Genomic DNA, 14395 nt, shown 5'->3' with positions numbered 1-14395 from the left:
TCACATGACTGGCGAGGTGGAGTCGGTGAGCTCGGTGGCAGTGGACTGGAGGTCCTTCCCGCCGCTGGTGATGACCGACATCCTGATGGCTTCGCTCGAGCTGTTCGACGAGAATGGTTACCACGGCACGACGGTGCGCCAGATTGCCAATCATGTCGGGGTAACCGTTCCCGCGCTCTACTATCACCACGCGAACAAAGAGGCAATTCTCGTCGCTTTGTTCGAGGTCTCGATGAGTGAGCTGAATACCAGAACCGAAGCGGCAGAAGCGGAGGCCGGCGAAAATCCGGTACGACGCTTCGCCTTGGTGGTGGAGGCGATAGTTCTCTATATGACCCACCGGTCGCGGCATGCTGCGTTGGACACCGAGATTCGGCATGTCTCACCGGAAAGCCGAAGTCGATACGCCGCCAGTCGTAAGCGGCTCGAGTTGCTGATGCGCAGGATCGTCGACGACGGTGTGGCATCGGGAGATTTCGCGGTCACCGATACCGAAGAGACCGTCCGGGCAATACTCGGTATGGCGCAGTCACTGCCGCGTTGGTTCCAGACCGGCGGTCCGATGTCACCGTCGCAATTGGCGGAGAAGTACGTCGATATCGCTTTTCACACGGTCGGCTATCGGCCGTAAAGTGCATCGCTCGTGAACGAAGGTGGGCAACAGGTGAAAACCTGTTGCCCACCTTCAGTATTCATACTTCGGCATTCACTCGGTGTCAGAGTCGCGTAACTTCGAGTCCGCCCTCGTGGTAGTCGGCGCGAAGGCGTTTCTTGTCGAACTTGCCGACGCTCGTCTTCGGGACTTCCTGGACCACGGCCCAGTTCTCGGGCAGCTGCCACTTGGCAACCTTGTCCGAAAGGTACTGTTGCAGTTCGGACATGGTGGTTTCGGAACCAGCGCGAAGAACAACCGCAACCAACGGGCGCTCGTCCCACTTCTCGTCCGGCACGCCGATGACGGCAGCTTCGGTGACGTCAGGGTGACCCATGACGGCGTTCTCGAGGTCGACCGAGGAGATCCATTCGCCGCCGGACTTGATGATGTCCTTGGAGCGGTCGGACAGGCTCAGGAAGCCGTCGGCCGTGATGGATCCGACGTCACCGGTCTTGAGCCAGCCGTCGTTGAACTTGTCTTCCGCATCGACGCCGTAGTACGACCCGGTGATCCAGGGGCCGCGCACTTCGAGCTCGCCGACGGAAACGCCGTCGTGTGCAACAACTTTGCCGTCATCGTCGATGAGACGTGCCTCGACGGATGCCGGGAAGCGGCCCTGAGAGTAGCGGTACTTCCACATCGCGTCGCCGGTGACACCGGCCGGCGGGCGGGCGACGGATCCGAGTGGGGAGGTTTCGGTCATGCCCCAGGCGTGCAGGACGGAGACGTTGTGGTCGGCTTCGAATGCGTGCATGAGGGCGGGCGGTACCGCGGACCCACCGATCAGAACCTCGCGCATCGAGGAGATGTCCTGCGGGTTCTGCTCAAGGTAGAGGTGCAGGCCCTGCCAGATGGTGGGGACGGCTGCGGCGAACGTCGGCTTCTCGCTGGCGATGATCGCAGCCAACGGGGCAGGCTGGAGGAAGCGGTCGGGCATGATCAGCGAAGCACCGATCATGAATGCGGCGTAGGGAAGTCCCCACGACATGGCGTGGAACTGAGGCACCACGGCGAGTGCACGATCGCCCTGCGCGAGGTTGGGGCCGTCGCTCATGCAGACCTGCATGGAGTGCAGGTAGATCGAACGGTGGGAGTAGACGACGCCCTTGGGGTCACCCGTGGTGCCGGACGTGTAACACATTGCGGCAGCGCTCAGTTCGTCGACCTCGGGCCAGTCGAACTCGGTGGGCTGATCGGCGATCAAGCCCTCGTAGGTGTGAACCTGCACTCCCTCGGGAGCTTCGAGTCCTGCAGTGGAGGAGCCGGTGACGACGATGTGTTTGACGGTGGTCAGCGACGGAAGCTGCGGAGAGAGAAGCGGAATCAGGGACGGGTCGACGATGATCACGCGGTCCTCGGCGTGATTGGCGACATGGATCAACTGCTCGGGGAACAGACGAATGTTCAGGGTGTGGAGCACAGCGCCCATCGAGGGGATCGCCAGGTACGCCTCGAGGTGCTCGGAGTTGTTCCACATGAACGTGGCGACTCGCTCGTCGCCCTCGACGCCGAGCCCGCGCAGGGCGTGCGCGAGCTGAGCACAGCGCTTGCCGACGTCAGCGTAGGACACACGGCGCGGGCCGGACTCGGTCCACGTGACAACCTCGGAGGCGCCGTGAACGGAGGCACCGTGGCGGAGAAGTTGAGCAATGGAGAGGGGGGCGTCTTGCATGGTGCTCAGCATGGGCTGCTCCTGTGTGGTGTGTGAGACCGGTGCTTTTGCCCACGGGTCGTCACAAACGATGTGCTGTGGCTGCCAGATTAGTCACAGCCCCGAAGTGCTCGCTAGTGACCCACTGCACTGGCGAAGAACCACGCTATGAGTAGCGCTCCCGGATCGACTACTCCGCGAGCGGCTTCGCCCACATAACTTGCACGTCCGCGGTTCGCGAGCATGGTTTCGGTCGACTCCGCCCCGGCCGCTGCGGCTTCCGCTGCGCTCGCCAGCGCAGCATCTCGATCGGCTTCCGAGCTCACGGATTGCTCCAACGACTCGACCGCCGGAACTATCGCGTCGACCATCGTCTTGTCGCCGACGCGTGCGCCGCCGAGCGAGGTGATGTTGTCGAGTCCCGCTCGCGCTGCAGCCGCGATCGCGCCGAGGTCGAGTTCGGAGTCCGCCGAGTCTGCGGCAACGCGGAAGAAATGCCGGAACCAGATGCCGAACAATGCGCCGGAGGTGCCACCGGCGTGGCCGAGGTACGCCTGTGAGACTGCATCGAATATCGTTGCGGTGGAGTACGTGTCACGGATCGCCGAGATGTCGAGTTGATCCAGTGCGGCCACCATGTTTGTCCCGAAATCGCCGTCGCCCGCTCGTCGGTCGAGATCGGTCAGTGCCGGTTCCTGATCCAGTACCTTCTCGGCCCAGTCCGCAATCCAGCTTCCGACGAAGCTGCTTTCGGCGGTGCGTGAGGTGTCGGGTGTGAATGTGGGACCGAAAGATTCGCGCGTGCCCATGCCGGTGTACTCACGCGCTATAGCATTCGGCCAGGCGGGCGCTTTTGTTGGTGCGTCCCATAATTCGAGGATTTCTTTGTCTGTGCGAACAAGGGTGATGGACGCGCCTGCCATGTTCAATGCAGTGACGAAGGTTCCGATCAGGGTCCGTTCGATGTGAATTCCCTGTTCGTCCAGATAATCTCCGAGTTCGGCGAACAGAAGTTGCAACTCCAGCGGGTGGGTGGCGCCGAGACCGTTGACGACGGCGATGACGCGGTCGCCTTCGGCGAGACTCAGGGACTTGATGATCGGGTCCGTCAGCCGCCGCACCAATTCCGGTGCGGGCAGGGCGTCCACGCGTTCTGTGCCGCGTTCGCCGTGGATGCCGATACCGAGTTCCATCTGACCCGCCGGCAAGTCGAACGACGGCTCGTCAGCCCCCGGCAAAGTGCATGGGCGAAGGGCGACGGCCATGCTCCGAGCGGAGTGCGCGACGTGTTGTCCGATCCGGGTCACCTCGGCCAGGTCGTCGCCGCGGGCGGCGGATGCGCCGCAGACCTTCTCCACCACGATGGTTGCCGCAGTACCGCGTCGTCCCGGACCGCTGCCGTCTGCGCGTTCGGTCGCGACGTCGTCGTCGACCAGGACGACGTCCGTATCGATCTTGTCCTCGCGTAGCAACTCTCGGGCGATACCGAAGTTCATCACGTCGCCGGTGTAGTTCTTCACGATGTGAAGGACGCCGCCGCCGGCGTCGGCAGCCTTGGATCCCTCGTGGATCTGAAGTGCATTGGGTGAGCTGAAGACCAATCCGGGGCAGACGGCTGTGAGCATTCCTTCGCCGATGAATCCGGCGTGCATGGGTTCGTGGCCTGAACCGCCGCCGGAGACGAGCGCGACCCGTCCGCGGGGAAGTGGCCTTGCGCGTGTGAGGTACCCAGGGTCGGGATTCCACGCGATGTCGTCGGTGGATGCGATCAACCCACGGAGTGCGTCGGGAACAAATGTCTTTGCGCTGCGCATGAACATCACTTCAGAGTAGGTCTAACGTCGACTTCGGGCACGGATCACGATCGACGAGAGGTGGACGGCGTGAAATTGGGGTTGGTACTTGCCGGTGGCGGCGTTGCGGGAATCGCCTGGGAAACAGGTTTTCTGTTGGGCCTTCAGGACAAATCACCGGACACTGCCGCTGCGCTGCTGACGGCGGACGTGTTGATCGGCACTTCCGCAGGTTCCACGGTGAGCGCTCAGATAGCGAGCGGCGTGACACTGCAAGAACTTTTCGACGCACAAACAGCGGAGGCTACCGGCGAAATCGACCCGAAGGTCGATGTCGAGGTACTCGGTCAGATGTTCGTCGACGCGATCGCAGGATCGCAGGACCGGGCCGAGCAGCTCCGTTTGCTCGGCGAAGCAGCGATGAGAGCCGATACCGTCGAACCTGCCGTGCGTCGCGCGGTCATCGAGGCGAGGCTGCCCAATCGGTTGTGGCCCGACCGGGAGTTGCGCATCCCGGCGATCAACGCACAGACCGGTGAGTTGAGGGTGTTCGGCAACGCTGACGGCGTAGAACTGATCGACGCAGTCGGAGCAAGTTGCGCCGTACCAGGGGTGTGGCCGGTAGTCGTGATCGAGGGCGAGCGGTACATGGACGGCGGAATGGCGAGTGGCTCGAATGTTCATCTGGCTGCCGACTGCGATGTGGTCGTGGTTCTTTCACCCGCAGCCGACCCCGCCCCGAATCTTCTGGGCGGCAGTCTACGAGAGGAAATCGACGTGATGACGCCCTTGCCCGTGCTGCCTGTCTTCGCCGACGACGCCGTCGTCGAAGCGATCGGAACGAACTCGCTTTCACCGACAACCAGGCGCCCCGCAGCCGAACTCGGCCGCGAACAGGGCCGTCGAACCGCCGACGAGATCGCCGCGTTTCTGGTGACGGCATGAGCGCCGCACGGATTGCCGTCGTCGTGCGCCCGGAGCAATCTCCGGAAGATCTGGTTCGACATGCCAGGTATGCAGACGAAGTCGGTATCGACGAGGTCTGGTTGTGGGAAGACTGCTTCTTCGGCGGAGGAATAGCCACTGCTGCAACTGTATTGGCTGAGACCGATCGCGTGGGTGTGGCGATCGGTGTGCTGCCGACGCCGATGCGCAACACCGCGATCACGGCGATGGAGATTTCAGCGCTGGCCAGAGTTCATCCGGATCGACTACGGGTTGGCTTCGGTCACGGCGTTCAGAGTTGGATGCGGCAGATCGGGGCCAAAGCCGAATCGCCGTTGACCCTCCTGCGGGAGCAGTTCGGAGCAGTCGAGCGGCTGCTGGGCGGTGAGTCGGTGACGGTGTCCGGTCGATACGTGAATCTCACGGACGTCACGCTGGCGTGGCCACCGGAGACGGTGCCGCAGTTGCTCGTCGGCGCCACGGGGCCAAAGACTTTGGCGCTCAGTGGCGAGTTGGCGCAGGGCACCGTGCTCTCGGGTGGGACGACCCCGGACGGCGTGCGTCGGGCGATCGCTCACATCGGGGCGTCGGATCACGAGGTCGTCGTCTACGTCATCTGTGCTTTCGGTTCCGGCGGTCGTGAGCGCGCCCTTGCCGAGGCCGCAGCGTCCGGTAGCGAGTCGCCGGAGGATGCGATTGCCGTGGGCAACGCGGCCGAAGTCGCGGCAGCAGCACGGCGATGGGTTGCAGCAGGTGCAACCACCGTGGTACTCCAACCGACTGTTGACGAGCCGGATGTCCGCGAGTTCATTCGCTTTGTCGCGCAGGAGGTTCAACCCCTGGTGGCGTAGTTCAGAAGGTTACTCTGGACAGAACCGCGTCGATGTCGGCAGTGCTCACGTCGCGATGTGTCACGAACCGAACCTTCCCGGCAACGGTGACCGCGCCGACATCGACAGCGGCGAGCTGAGCAACGGTGACCGACGGATCGGCTGTCGCGGCCAGAACGATGTTGGTGGCAGGTTCGTCGACGGCCCAACCGCGTTCACGAAGCCCCGACGCGAGGCGCTGCGCGTTGTCGTGATCGTCGGAGAGGCGAGCTTGTGAGCGCAACGCGACGATGCCGGCTGCGGCCAGCACTCCGCCCTGACGAACGCCGCCGCCGAGCATCTTGCGGATCCTTCGGGCTTCGGTGATCAATTCGGGTGATGCGGCGAGTATCGAGCCGACCGGCGCACCGAGTCCCTTACTCAGGCACACCTGAACGGTATCGGCGCCGGAAGTCAATTCGGTGGGCGAAACATCGAGTGCAACAGCGGCATTCCAGAGACGGGCGCCGTCGAGGTGAATCTTCAAGCCGCGTGATCGCGCTGCGTTGACCAGCTTCGTCCATTCGGTCGGATTCATGACGGCACCGCCGGCGAAGTTATGAGTGTTCTCGAGACAGAGCAGCGTGGTGTTCAACGCGAAGTACGGGCCGGGGGAGCCCGCCGCCTTCACGACCGTCTCGGGGGTGGGACGTCCGGGTCCGCCGTCGTGCGGCAACGCCATCGGCATTCCCTGGGCGAGCCAGGCCGCGGTGCCCAATTCGGAGCCCAAGACGTGAGAGTGTTCCGGTGCCAGGAACTGATCGCCGCGGTGAAGGTGCAGCATCAGCGCAATCAGGTTGCCCATCGATCCGCTCGGCACCCACAGTGCCGCCGGTAAACCCAGAGTGTGCGCCACCTCTTCCTCGAGCGCCGCCATGGTCGGGTCGTGATCGAGGACGTCGTCACCGACCTCGGCGTCGGCCATCGCCTTCCGCATCTCCGCATCAGGCTTGGTGACGGTGTCCGAGCGTAGGTCGATGTACGACGAAGTCATGGCTCATTCGATCAAGCCGCGTGTTCCGGCGTCAAACCGCGGTATTTCCAGGACGGCTCTTCCGGCCTGATAAATCGATATCGCTGAGGATGCCTTCCGTGTGATGATGAGCGCCGGCAATCGCCGGTGACGAGAACAAGAAGTGGAAGGGGACAGGCATGCGCGACTGGAAGCAAGCGTTGCACCTGCGCGGGCACTCACCCCGCGGTATTTCCCATCCCGCATTCGGGGAACAGAGTGGCGCTGGATATATGCCGTTCCCCATTTCTTGCATTTGCTCCTGACCCGTCTTCGTGTCCAGGAGTTTCACTCCTCGACACGAACTGAGAACTCTCATGCGGAACCCGAACCGCGCACTTGCTCACAGTTGGATGAACCGCCCCGTCCGGGTACTCAACGCCACGTACGAGTACCTCGGTGAAGTGAGCGCCGATCGTGCGGTCGTCCTGATCGCCACCGGCTCCGCGCAGTCCACCGAAGACGTGACCCCGATATTTCCGGTGCGCTCCAAGCACGTCGAAATCCCACTGCCGAGGACGATCCTGCTCGCCGAGTACGTGTACGTTGCTCACCGGGTGACGGTCACCGATTCCAGTCGGGCCACTTTTGCCGGTGTCTTCGACCGGGACGGTCGTCAATGTGCGTACTGCGCCGCCCGGGCAACGACCATCGACCATGTCCAGCCGCGGAGCCGTAACGGGCCCAACACGTGGGGAAATCTGGTGGCGTGCTGCAGTTCCTGCAATCAGCGCAAGGCGGATCGCACTCCGGCCGAGGCCGGTATGCGGCTGCTGTGGGAGCCGAAGGCACCTCGGCGCATCGAGAAAGTGCAGCAGGAGATCTGGCGTGAATTGAGTCGGACGTGACAGTCGAAGGGAGCCAGTGATGTGCGCTGACGAAATCTCCAATTTGGCTGAGCTTTTGCCGATCTCGGACGACCGGACGTGGTGGCAGGCGGAATGCCGAGGAGACCCCGAGCCGGACCGGTGGTTTCCCTTTCCGTCCGAGGGATACGACTACGCGACCGACGTGTGCAACAGGTGCCCGATTGCGGAATCGTGTCGCGAATTCGCCTCTGCCACTGGCCAGACCGGAATCTGGGGAGGAGTGAAGTTCGAGCAGGGCAGGATCGTCGCGGCGTGAGGGATCAGATTCCCGGCTCCGCGGCGATCGTACCGGCCGATACCGCCCGGCACAGAGCGTCGTGGTCACGTTCGGTCTGATCGGCGTAGAGCCGAGCGAACCGGGTGAGGGCGGTATCGACCGCGTCCGAGGTTCCCAGGTAACCGGAAATCAGTGACGCGCCGCTGGTTCGTGCATGCCCCTTGGCCAGTAGGCGGCCGCAGATCGCGACGTAATCGGTCAGCGCTGCGGCGTCGATATTGTTCAGGTCCACAGAACCTTTCATGTTCCGGAACTGACGGACGTAGTACTGGCGGTCGTCCACGGTGCACCAACCGAGCAGTGGATCACTGACCGTCTGGAGAGCTTGCTGGTATTCCGCGACGCGTCGTCCTTGATGGTCGTGCCAGGCCGAGTCACCGTGCACGAAGGGTGCAACGACGGATCGGCGAGCCTGCTTGAGCTGCAAGAAGATGACGTCGTCCGGGATGCTCCCTTCGCACAGGGCCACATAGGCGCGCAGAGCGACACTCCCGACTCCGACAACCCGGTGCGCGACGTCGATGACGTTGTATCCCGAGACGACTCGGCGCCAGTGTGGTGCAAGGGTTTCGAGATACTCGTCCAGACCCTCCAGGAGGAAGTCGGTGTCCTGCGGCGTGAGTCGTGTTGTGAGCGGCGGGTTCTCGACCAACTGGCGCCGTCCGTGATCCTCGACGGTGAACCGCGGCACCGCATGGTCACTCGTACGCCGCCGGGCGCGCTCCGCGGCGCGCCTGATCTCGGCCAGCAACCCAGGATCGGTGACGTGGTCGGTGAGTCCGTCGAGATCGACCCGGTCGAAGGAGCGATCGAACAGTGGACGCTCGGACAGCTTCGCCAAGTGGAGGCGATACGCGGACACACACGAGGTTGTTGCTGTTTCGCATTGAGCTTCGGTGAGACCGTTCTGTCGACCGGCCACCCAGATGCTCGCAGCCAGCCTTCGTAGATCCCATTCCCAGGGGCCGGGATGTGCTTCGTCGAAATCGTTGAGGTCTATGACAAGTTCGCGTTCCGGAGATCCGTAGAACCCGAAGTTTCCGACGTGCGCATCTCCACAGATGACGGGAGTGATGCCGGTGGACGGCAGCTGCGCCATATCCTCTGCCATCAATCCGGCGGTACCGCGCAGGAATCCGTATGGCGAAGCGACCATTCGCCCCACACGGATCGGAACCAACCAGTCGAGTCTTCCCTCGTGTGCCGTGTTGACCTGATCGACCGGGTCACGTCGATCGGGTGGGGGCGTCCAGTCGCCGAGCGACGATCGCGCCACTCGCTTGCGCAGGCCTTTCCCGATCTTGCGACGCTCACTGCGGGGCGTCTGACGCGCCCGCAAAGTCGCCCTGCCGTCCGGTTCGTTCTCGAGAGCCAGCTGACCGGCAGGCCTGTTCAGCGGGTCCATGTCGGGCTCTCTTTCGTCGGGCGTGCGAAACTCGCGCTCGATCTTATGCCCGCCGGATTGTGCGCCGCGCGACGAGTTCCTTAACTACCCGCCTGGGCAATCAACTCGACAGCGCGGTCGGCGCACAGTTCAGGATCCGGCATTCTCCCGATACCGAGGCATTCGACAACGGCGAACGACGTATCCGGTGTCGTTTCCACGCCGAGCGCCCACCCGAAGTAGTGATTCCAGGCGAGTACGGCTCGGTGGCCACTGTGCTGCGGAATCTCGCTGCCCAGAACGAGTACTGCGTCGAACGCGGGGCCGTCGTACCAGATGACCGATTCGGCGAAGGTGGAGCTGGCGACGGCGACTACGTACCTGTGACAAGTCGATTCACTCGGAATGGCGATGTGTGCACGCATGGTCGCTCCTCCGGCTCGGTTGCGATCGGAGGGTTCCCCGTTGCCGGCGCCGAAAAAACGCTTGTCAGATTACGTCCCGGCCACAGATCTACGACGCAGACGGTGCCTGAGATGTTTTTGTGCTGCCCGCGCGACCGAGCGAGTCGAGAGATACTGTTCGGCCGGTATCAACCGGGAACCGAACAAGTAGAACCTTCGGGCTTCGTCGTGGTCGTGGGTGGCCGCGGAGATGAGCAGACGTTCGATCGCGGTGAACTTTCGCCCACCGGCGTAACCACTCATGTAGTCGATGTGATTCGTCATACTCGCTCTGGCGCTACGGTATTCGGTCAATGCAGCGTTCACGTTCCGATGTGAGTCGAGTGTGTCTGCCGGCGTCTCCGTCAGCATGTGCGCGGTCGCATCGACCAGCATCTGAGCGGTCTCGAGTGCCCACGAGCATCCGATACCCCACAACGGGTCGTTGGTTGCCGCAGCGTCGCCGATGAGTGCGAACCCGTTACCTACGGGTTCGGTGAGGGTTGTGGAGAAGTGTTTGGTACCAACGATCTTCCCGACGATGTGCTCTCGCCGAACAAGCGGAGCGCCGGGTAATGCGTTGGCGTACTCGAGGAAAGCAGTAGACAGGTCGTCAGCGAACGAGCCGAGCTTGTCGAGGGCAGGGAAGACGACCAGCACGCTGATTCCGCCGTCGTTGGGGAGCAGATAGGCGACGTCGGGATCCATGAACCACGACAATGACGTTTCTCCGCCGGGTCGTTCGAGTCCGGAGAGTTGGGCGAAATAGCTGAAACGCCCGTTGGATGCAGTCACGGAGTCGCAACGAGCGGATCGTGCGACGGTCGAATCCTTGCCGTCTGCTCCGACGGTCAATCGTGCTCCGACAGTGAAGGCCGAACCCTGTTCGGTGCCGTAGACGCCTGCAGTAGTGCCGTTCTCGGTCAGCAGTCCGGAAACGCGATGCCCGAGAAGAAGGTCGACGTTCGGGTAGTCGTTCGCGAGTTGGCGCAGTAGGGGGTCGAGAGTTTCCCTTCGGACGTTGAACCCAGGTGGCGGTGAGTTCTCTGCGGCATCAGGGGTGATCATTCCCCACGGGGTCCAGAATGTCGGAACGGTTTCCACCATTCCCAGGGCGAGCAGTTTTTCCGTGGCGCCGAGTCGTTGCAAGATCGGGGCACCGCACGGTTGCAGGTGGTGAGTGCACAGGACTTTGTGCGCCCGGATGTCGGAGCGAGCGTCGAGAAGCGCTATCCGCAGACCTTGCTGGGCGTACATGATTGCGGCCGCGCATCCCGCGATGCTCGCGCCGACAATCACAACGTCATACTTTTCCCGTGCCTTCGAAGTCACTCGATCAGCTTAATGCATAAGATTATAACTTAAATATGACTGGATTCAGTCATCGTGTTCGGGCGTTAAGTCCCGAACTGCGGCCCGGATGGACTGTTCACGAAGCTCGTTCTCTCTGCGCAGTTCACGACGCCGTCGCCCGGCCTCGAATCGCTGCCTGGCGATTGTTCCGGTCGGCCGGAGTTGGGGTACCTCAGCCGGTTTCCCGTCGCTTCCCATCGCCACCATCGTGAAATAGCAACTATTGGTGTGGCGAGATTTTCCGAGAAGAATGTCTTCGGTTTCGACTCGAATTCCGATTTCCATCGAGGTGCGCCCGGTGTAATTGACGGAAGCGCTGAACGTGACGAGTTCGCCGACATGCACCGGTTCGCGGAACACCACACGATCCACCGACAGAGTCACGACGTAGGTCTGGGCATATCGACTCGCGCACGCATAGGCAACCTGGTCGAGAAACTTCAGAATCGTTCCGCCGTGCACGTTGCCCGAGAAGTTTGACATGTCCGGCGTCATGAGGACGGACATGGACAAGGTTTGTTTCGATGCTTGCTGCGATGCTTGCTTCAATTCAGGTAGGGAGTTCGATTCAGACATCAAGCGGGCCTCTTCGGTTCGGTGGACGGTGAAGAGACCGTATCCGGCCAAGAGGGTTACCCGCGCGTTCGGAAGAGCGCGGTGTCAGAGTTCGGGACAGTGCCCGTGTGGAGGACGTATTCGCTGGTGGCGACGGGGCCGGCCGCGCTCGACCTGAGATAGGGCTCGAGCGTCGAGCGGAGGTGCGCTGACATCGAAGCCCAATTCCCTGTGCTTCGAACGGCCTCGCGAAAGTTCTTCAACGCCGGTGCCTGGTCGCACAGTTCCTCGACGGGATCCGATCCGGCTGGTAGTTGCCACTCGAGCAGGTGCGAGGCCGAGCTCACCGACTCCAATCCGGCTGCTGCCTTCTCGAATTCGCTCGAGCTCGACCATGTCGTCGGTAGTGGTGTGATGCCATTCCACGCCGAGGCGGCCTCCCGGCGGAGTGCTGCTGCCCACCCGTTCTCCGACCACGTTGCGACGCAGATCTTTCCGCCTGGCCGGGTCACCCGCATCATCTCTGCGAGGGCAATCGAGGGGTCGGGACAGAAGATGATCCCGAAGATGCTGACGCAGGCGTCGGCACTCGAATTCGGCCAGGGTAAAGACTGCGCATCGCCGATCGTGAAGTTGGGTTGGGTAGTGCCGGGGTGGGGAATCCAGCGTTCGCGTGCGACCTCAAGCTGGCTGGCGGAGAGGTCGAGTGCGTGGACCGTCATGCCTGACTGAGCCGCCGGGAGCGCAAAGTTCCCGGTTCCGGCGCAGACGTCGTACACCGTGCTCACATGCCCGATCGAGCGCAGTGCCTCCGTCGATGCCGGTGAGAGTTGCTCGGCAAGAGGCGAATAGGTCGTACCGTTCCAGTTTCCCCGATTCACGCCAAGCTCCTTTCGACGGCGTCGATGACCGTGTCGAGCGCTGCGCCTGCCGCGTGCGCTGCTTCGTCGGGGTTGCGTTCCTCGATGGCTGCGATCAAGGGTCGGTGCTCGTCGACGTGGAAACCTGGACCGACACTGACTGCGGACAGCGAATCCGTCACGGCGGCAAGGACTCCCCGGTAGACGTCGATCAGTGCGGAATTGTGGGACGCCTCGACGATCGAAAGGTGCAGGGCCATGCCGGCTTCGACAGTGAAGCCGCCGACATGACCGGGGTGGGCATTCCAGGCTGCATGTATCCGCGCGAGATCTTCGGGGGTGTGGCGCTGCGCTGCAAGTCGCGCGGCTTCGACCTCGAGTCCGCGTCGCAGGCTCAGTACGTCGAGAACGTCACCTCTGGCGAGCCTGCGCCCGAGTAGTCCTTCGACCGGCGACGCCGCCATGACGTACACGCCGCCACCGTGGCGTACGGACAGAACTCCGGCGTGTGCAAGCGCCCGTACCGCTTCGCGCATGGTGTTTCGGGCGACTCCCAATTCTTCGACCAATGCGGTCTCCGGCGGGAGTTTCGATCCGACGGGCCATCGACCGGTCGAGATCGCCTCCTCGATCGCCGCGGCGACGATGTCTACCTTGCGTCCGGAATCGGCCATGTATGTCACCTCGGATAAGTGGGTCAATGACTTGATCGAGGTTAGCGAGCCCGACCAAGTGGGTCAATGACTCGGAAATTACCCGCGTACGTCCAGGCTGCGGGCGTAGTGCTCCTTGAATACCTCGAGATGTGCCCAAGATTCCAAGCCGCTGACACCGTCGATCCCGCGGATTCGCTCGGACAGCGCATGCAGGTCGCTCGAGGAGTTGGCGGCGACCGTCGCGATCACGTCGTATCGTCCGAGGGTCCGGGCGAGGAATTCGATTCCGGGCAGCGACTCGATCTCCGATACCGCGTTGTCGTCCCGTGAGCCCAGATTGACGCCGATGCCCATCGCCAGCGTTCGGCCACCACCTCGCCGCTTTACGACAGCGCCGACGCGCAGTGCCGTGCTCGCGATCAGATGATTGACCCGGTTGCGCACGGCGCTCGGCGACAGTCCGGTGTGTTCGGCCAGCTCGAGAAAGGGCATTCGCCCGTTGCGCTCGAGCAGTTCGATCAACGCGACATCTGTCGAGTCGAGTCGGATATCGGCTTGTAAAGCGGTCTCGGGCATGAAGATTCCCTTGATGACGTCGACGTAGACCAGCGTGCTCACGGATCGAACGCCACGTTGTGAGCGGAGTTCGGCGATGGCACGGTACAGATCGTCGTGACTGGGCACCCGAAGTTCCGCAATCACGTTGTACTGCCCGCTGACTGCCGAGATGTAGACGGCGGCCTCGGATGCGATCAACGCGTCCAGCACCGGGGTCATCGGTCCGGACACTGCGATCGAGACGTGTGCAAGCGCCTTCAGCCCGAGAAGTTCGGGGTGCGCGACGGCCACTACGGACACCGTTCCCGAGTCGAGTAGCGCCTGCACTCTGGTGGACACCGCCGCTCGTGGGGCGTCGACCGCCACGGACAGTTCGCGGTACGTCGCTCGCCCGTTGCGCTGAAGTGCGGCAATGAGCTTGGAATCGAGATCGACCGTCATGGTTGCCCCAACTTTTCCAGAGATTTTTCTGTATGAGCTTCCTATTAGAACAGTCGCATGTGGCCATGGATGAT

General features: G+C 62.7%; 15 protein-coding genes. 5 read left to right on the top strand and 10 right to left on the bottom strand.

The genetic code is table 11. The features are described 5' to 3' along the window. Nucleotides 1–4 precede the first annotated feature (4 nt). Nucleotides 5–631, top strand: a complete 627-nt coding sequence (locus tag KTR60_RS26970) for a TetR/AcrR family transcriptional regulator (protein WP_065455052.1) — start codon at nucleotides 5–7, stop codon at nucleotides 629–631. Nucleotides 632–716: 85 nt separating this feature from the next. On the opposite strand, the gene KTR60_RS26965 is transcribed toward KTR60_RS26970, so the two are convergent. Further along, complete coding sequence (locus KTR60_RS26965; protein ID WP_003943212.1) at nucleotides 717–2339, bottom strand: long-chain fatty acid--CoA ligase; 1623 nt, start codon at nucleotides 2337–2339, stop codon at nucleotides 717–719. Nucleotides 2340–2440: 101 nt separating this feature from the next. After that, entirely contained in the window at nucleotides 2441–4126 is a 1686-nt protein-coding gene (locus KTR60_RS26960; protein ID WP_039973156.1) for a dihydroxyacetone kinase family protein, read from the bottom strand. 54 nt (nucleotides 4127–4180) lie between these two features. Between KTR60_RS26960 and KTR60_RS26955 the strand changes: the two genes are divergently transcribed. Both KTR60_RS26955 and KTR60_RS26950 read left to right on the top strand, forming a co-directional pair. Beyond that, nucleotides 4181–5044 carry a patatin-like phospholipase family protein gene (locus tag KTR60_RS26955; protein ID WP_047269365.1) on the top strand — a complete coding sequence of 288 codons (864 nt, stop codon included), beginning with the start codon at nucleotides 4181–4183 and terminating at the stop codon, nucleotides 5042–5044. After that, entirely contained in the window at nucleotides 5041–5895 is an 855-nt protein-coding gene (locus KTR60_RS26950; protein WP_047269366.1) for an LLM class flavin-dependent oxidoreductase, read from the top strand. The genes KTR60_RS26955 and KTR60_RS26950 overlap by 4 nt, the downstream gene beginning before the upstream one ends. Nucleotide 5896: 1 nt before the next feature. Here KTR60_RS26950 and KTR60_RS26945 read toward each other — a convergent pair whose 3' ends face one another. Continuing rightward, complete coding sequence (locus tag KTR60_RS26945) at nucleotides 5897–6907, bottom strand: threonine aldolase family protein (protein WP_083056313.1); 1011 nt, start codon at nucleotides 6905–6907, stop codon at nucleotides 5897–5899. 335 nt (nucleotides 6908–7242) lie between these two features. Between KTR60_RS26945 and KTR60_RS26940 the strand changes: the two genes are divergently transcribed. Together KTR60_RS26940 and KTR60_RS26935 are read left to right on the top strand one after the other, a co-directional pair. Next, nucleotides 7243–7773: an HNH endonuclease gene (locus KTR60_RS26940; protein ID WP_099697175.1), complete on the top strand. Its 531-nt coding sequence runs from the start codon at nucleotides 7243–7245 to the stop codon at nucleotides 7771–7773. 19 nt (nucleotides 7774–7792) lie between these two features. After that, nucleotides 7793–8050, top strand: coding sequence for a WhiB family transcriptional regulator (locus tag KTR60_RS26935; RefSeq protein WP_003943196.1), 258 nt, complete (start codon nucleotides 7793–7795; stop codon nucleotides 8048–8050). A 4-nt stretch (nucleotides 8051–8054) separates the two neighbouring features. Here KTR60_RS26935 and KTR60_RS26930 read toward each other — a convergent pair whose 3' ends face one another. The 7 genes from KTR60_RS26930 to KTR60_RS26900 all read right to left on the bottom strand — a co-directional run bounded on the left by KTR60_RS26930 (nucleotide 8055) and on the right by KTR60_RS26900 (nucleotide 14321). After that, complete coding sequence (locus KTR60_RS26930) at nucleotides 8055–9476, bottom strand: DUF2252 domain-containing protein (protein ID WP_003943149.1); 1422 nt, start codon at nucleotides 9474–9476, stop codon at nucleotides 8055–8057. 80 nt (nucleotides 9477–9556) lie between these two features. Continuing rightward, a complete protein-coding gene (locus KTR60_RS26925; protein WP_209922817.1) occupies nucleotides 9557–9880 on the bottom strand; it encodes a DUF6292 family protein in 324 nt (107 codons plus the stop codon). A gap of 69 nt (nucleotides 9881–9949) precedes the next feature. Next, nucleotides 9950–11230 carry an NAD(P)/FAD-dependent oxidoreductase gene (locus tag KTR60_RS26920; protein ID WP_003942870.1) on the bottom strand — a complete coding sequence of 427 codons (1281 nt, stop codon included), beginning with the start codon at nucleotides 11228–11230 and terminating at the stop codon, nucleotides 9950–9952. A 45-nt stretch (nucleotides 11231–11275) separates the two neighbouring features. After that, a complete protein-coding gene (locus KTR60_RS26915) occupies nucleotides 11276–11758 on the bottom strand; it encodes an acyl-CoA thioesterase (protein WP_030536130.1) in 483 nt (160 codons plus the stop codon). A 125-nt stretch (nucleotides 11759–11883) separates the two neighbouring features. After that, on the bottom strand, nucleotides 11884–12687 hold the full coding sequence (locus tag KTR60_RS26910) for a class I SAM-dependent methyltransferase (RefSeq protein WP_065351558.1): 804 nt from the start codon (nucleotides 12685–12687) through the stop codon (nucleotides 11884–11886). Next, nucleotides 12684–13340 carry a FadR/GntR family transcriptional regulator gene (locus KTR60_RS26905; RefSeq protein WP_054186998.1) on the bottom strand — a complete coding sequence of 219 codons (657 nt, stop codon included), beginning with the start codon at nucleotides 13338–13340 and terminating at the stop codon, nucleotides 12684–12686. The genes KTR60_RS26910 and KTR60_RS26905 overlap by 4 nt, the downstream gene beginning before the upstream one ends. A 78-nt stretch (nucleotides 13341–13418) precedes the next feature. Next, the gene (locus KTR60_RS26900) at nucleotides 13419–14321 is read right to left on the bottom strand and encodes an Lrp/AsnC family transcriptional regulator (protein ID WP_007730473.1); all 903 of its coding nucleotides are present in this window, start codon (nucleotides 14319–14321) and stop codon (nucleotides 13419–13421) included. Nucleotides 14322–14395: the final 74 nt, after the last annotated feature.

The sequence above is a fragment of the Rhodococcus sp. C1 genome, from assembly GCF_020809065.1.
Lineage (GTDB): Bacteria > Actinomycetota > Actinomycetes > Mycobacteriales > Mycobacteriaceae > Rhodococcus_F > Rhodococcus_F qingshengii.
The sequence above is the reverse complement of the archived record's forward strand: the minus strand, read 5'-3'. Positions and strand labels throughout refer to the sequence as shown.

Excerpts from the sequence above, each read along its gene's own strand:
- KTR60_RS26970 (WP_065455052.1), top strand. The coding sequence starts at position 5 with ATGACTGGCGAGGTGGAGTCGGTGAGCTCGGTGGCAGTGGACTGGAGG.
- KTR60_RS26965 (WP_003943212.1), bottom strand. The coding sequence starts at position 2,339 with ATGCTGAGCACCATGCAAGACGCCCCCCTCTCCATTGCTCAACTTCTC.
- KTR60_RS26960 (WP_039973156.1), bottom strand. The coding sequence starts at position 4,126 with ATGTTCATGCGCAGCGCAAAGACATTTGTTCCCGACGCACTCCGTGGG.
- KTR60_RS26950 (WP_047269366.1), top strand. The coding sequence starts at position 5,041 with ATGAGCGCCGCACGGATTGCCGTCGTCGTGCGCCCGGAGCAATCTCCG.
- KTR60_RS26945 (WP_083056313.1), bottom strand. The coding sequence starts at position 6,907 with ATGACTTCGTCGTACATCGACCTACGCTCGGACACCGTCACCAAGCCT.
- KTR60_RS26940 (WP_099697175.1), top strand. The coding sequence starts at position 7,243 with ATGCGGAACCCGAACCGCGCACTTGCTCACAGTTGGATGAACCGCCCC.
- KTR60_RS26935 (WP_003943196.1), top strand. The coding sequence starts at position 7,793 with ATGTGCGCTGACGAAATCTCCAATTTGGCTGAGCTTTTGCCGATCTCG.
- KTR60_RS26930 (WP_003943149.1), bottom strand. The coding sequence starts at position 9,476 with ATGGACCCGCTGAACAGGCCTGCCGGTCAGCTGGCTCTCGAGAACGAA.
- KTR60_RS26925 (WP_209922817.1), bottom strand. The coding sequence starts at position 9,880 with ATGCGTGCACACATCGCCATTCCGAGTGAATCGACTTGTCACAGGTAC.
- KTR60_RS26915 (WP_030536130.1), bottom strand. The coding sequence starts at position 11,758 with ATGTCCGTCCTCATGACGCCGGACATGTCAAACTTCTCGGGCAACGTG.
- KTR60_RS26905 (WP_054186998.1), bottom strand. The coding sequence starts at position 13,340 with ATGGCCGATTCCGGACGCAAGGTAGACATCGTCGCCGCGGCGATCGAG.
- KTR60_RS26900 (WP_007730473.1), bottom strand. The coding sequence starts at position 14,321 with ATGACGGTCGATCTCGATTCCAAGCTCATTGCCGCACTTCAGCGCAAC.